Raw genomic sequence first — 3,085 nt, 5'->3', positions numbered from 1 at the left:
GTGCGCCGTGAGGCGCACGACATCTAGTGGGCTGTGATGCCCGCCTCAATAATATCTAGCCAATAGTTGGGAACCGAGTGTTGTGCAGAGAGCGGAAATGAACGGTGGTGGAAAGGAGGAGAGACAGAAAACCGGTTTGGGATACCCAAACAAATACCACATGGAACAAACTCTGTAAAGCGTACACAGGAAGCACGTAGACCGCAACTCAAGTGAACGGATAATTCGCCTCGATAATGCATAATAAGAACCCGTCGACTTTCATGTTCTGGAAAGGAAGGCAGCATAAGCTCGATCACTTTGGCGAGATCAGCAAGGGGTTCCGGGGTTGTACCGGCGGTATGCAGCAAGAGATGTCGTGTGAACACGGGAGACCCTGTCAGGCGGAGATGATCTCCAGCCATCCGACAAGTGTGGAAAGCAAGGAGGGTGGATTACCTGCCAGGGGGTCGGACCTGCTGATATTGTGCGCCAGGCAGCGCATTGATCGTGTGGGTTAAAGTCCCACTGATGCTCGGATAAGGAGCATCATATCCAAAAGCGGGGTTAACAGCCTCGCTGGCCAGTGGAAGTCGTAAAGGAAACGCTCGGACTGGTGACAACTTATTCAGCTCGGTGAGAGATGAAGAGGAGCGGACAGATGACCAGCATTCACCTAACGATGGACGGCTGTAAACAGCGAACTGGAGGGCAGGGTGTCCGCCGTGAGGCGGAATCCGAAGGGCATGCGGAGAAATTCCAGGCTGTAATCAAGAGGGCCACCTCGACGATGAACTGGTCGGCCAAAGATAGAGAGAGGTCGAGTCCGCAGTATGGGGACGAAGGCATTCTTATCCGCTCTATCGTACCAAGGTGTTTGCAGGCGGCATGGAATGGAAGATCAATACGTGACCCTGGGAGGACTCGTTGCGTCTTCTACCGGCAATAGAAGTAAGTGACCCTATAAGAGCAAAGCGAAATGGGAAATGATGCGCAGGGAGTAGTCGGACGGCTGAATAGTACCACAAGCCTGGTGAAAGCCAGGCGACCGAGCAATCGGGAGCAAAGTGAGGCTCGGGAAGGCAGCCGATAGGAGTGGTTGGAGGAAGCAAAGGAGGTAAGATGAGCAAAGACTATGACGCGGAAAGTTCCCTAAGCGAAAGACCCAGAAGTCATGGTCCGAGGAGACTTGCTGATTGGCTTAACCCAACAGGGACAAAGAAGGTTCACTCATTGGTGGACAAGATTTACACGATGAAGAACTTGGAGATGGCCTGGTGGAAGGTCAGAGCGAACAGAGGATCTGGGGGTATCGATGGTGTCGACATTGAAGAGTTTGAGATGTCCCTTAAGGACAATCTCAAAAGACTTCATGAGGAACTCAAAATGAACACCTATCAGCCTCAACCTGTTCGTCAGCAAAAGATTCCCAAGCCGGGTCTGCCGGGAGAGTTTCGCAACCTTGGCATTCCAACGATCTACGATCGCGTATGCCAACAAGCGATTTTGAACCGGATCGAGCCGATCTTCGAACCTGTATTCGACGATGCCAACTTCGGATACAGGCGTAATAGATCGGCGAAAGATGCACTGCGAAAGGTCTGGAATGAAATTGAACAGGGAAATGAATGGATCGTCGATGCTGACCTGAGAGATTTCTTTGGCTCAGTTTCGCACGAAAAGTTGTTGGCCCTGGTCAATCAACGGATCTCTGATGGTCGCGTCCTGCGGCTCCTTGAGAGCATCCTAAAAGCTGGTTGTCTTGCAGAGGGCAAGCAGATTCCCACGGAGACCGGTACGCCACAGGGTGGGGTCGTTTCACCGTGCCTGAGCAATGTACTCTTAACTCCATTTGACTGCGAAATGCGCCGGCGGGGCTATAATCTCACGCGTTACGCAGATGATTGGGTTGGGACATGTAGAAGTCACGCAGAAGCGAAAGCGCTTCTGACCACGGCAAAGCGAATCTTGGAAAAGCTCGGTGTCACACTGCATCCGACAAAGACCCGAATTGTAAATGTACGCCATGGATTTGAATTTCTAGGCTACAAGATCAAGCGCGGTAATCGTCCGATGAAACTGAGCCCGGAAAAGATACGCAGCAGGGCGAAGGCAGGTGCCTTATATGCCTATCCTCGTACCAAATCCATAAAGAAATTTAAGGACGAGATACGGGTAAGGACAAGAAGGCGAGCCTCAGTGACAACCGAACAACTGATCGAGCAAATAAACCCAGTCATACGCGGATGGGGCAACTACTTTTGTAAAGCCCACGTCCGCAAGATATTTCATCAGTTGGATGCCTGGATTGTCAGGCGCATCTGGTCTCATTGCTATAAACGCTGGCGCTGCTGCGGTTGGAAAACTCTGCCCTCAGCCAGGCTTTATGGTGATCTCGGCCTGGTTAATCTTGTTGAACTGATACCTTCGATAGGTCCCTACGAGAATCGTGCTTCTATGAAAGCCGGATGCGGGAAAACTGCACGTCCGGTTTGAGCGGGGGACGGAGGCCAGCCCCCGCAGGGGGCGCCTCCTCCTACCCTACACTCGGAGCTTGGGAAAGCCAAGTACATGGGGAAGCGGCAGGCAATTATTGAAGCAATCAAGGGCAACATGTCCCTCTCTCAGAAGAGGATGAGGTGCCTCATACAATGGAGGAATACAGCCAGACATGACAACTGGACTTGAACGCATAGCGACTAAAGCAAAGACGGAACCAGAACTTAAGTTCAACAATATTGCTCATCACATTACTGCGGAACTGTTGGGAAAGAGTCTCAAAACGATTCCTCTTAACAGTGCCTCTGGAGTTGATAAGCTGTCAGTGGAAGAATCGCGACTTGGTTTTGCCAAATGGTCAGAAAACTGCATTAAATCGATCCATAATAGAGGCTATCATCCGTCTCCGGTGCGAAGGGTTTATATTCCCAAGCCTGGAAAAGATGAGAAGCGCCCAATTGGTGTTCCTACCGTCTATGATCGGACCCTTCAGCGAGCGACAGCCCAGGTTCTTGAGAGTATTTACGAGCAGGACTTTCTTCCGTGCTCTTATGGAGGAAGACCCGCAAGAAATGCCCACCAGGCAGTGTCCAAGCTGAAATGCACG

General features: G+C 51.3%; 1 protein-coding gene and 1 pseudogene. Both read left to right on the top strand.

Going from position 1 to position 3,085, the window contains the following annotated elements; all coding sequences use genetic code 11:
• The first annotated feature begins 1,215 nt into the window (after positions 1-1,215).
• Entirely contained in the window at positions 1,216-2,475 is a 1,260-nt protein-coding gene (gene ltrA / locus VE944_RS30455; RefSeq protein ID WP_324986386.1) for a group II intron reverse transcriptase/maturase, read from the top strand.
• Positions 2,476-2,650: 175 nt separating this feature from the next.
• Positions 2,651-3,085: pseudogene (locus tag VE944_RS30450) on the top strand (hypothetical protein); the annotation flags it as partial.

This window comes from Nostoc sp. (assembly GCF_035638895.1).
Classification (GTDB): domain Bacteria; phylum Cyanobacteriota; class Cyanobacteriia; order Cyanobacteriales; family Nostocaceae; genus Nostoc.
The sequence above is the reverse complement of the archived record's forward strand: the minus strand, read 5'-3'. Positions and strand labels throughout refer to the sequence as shown.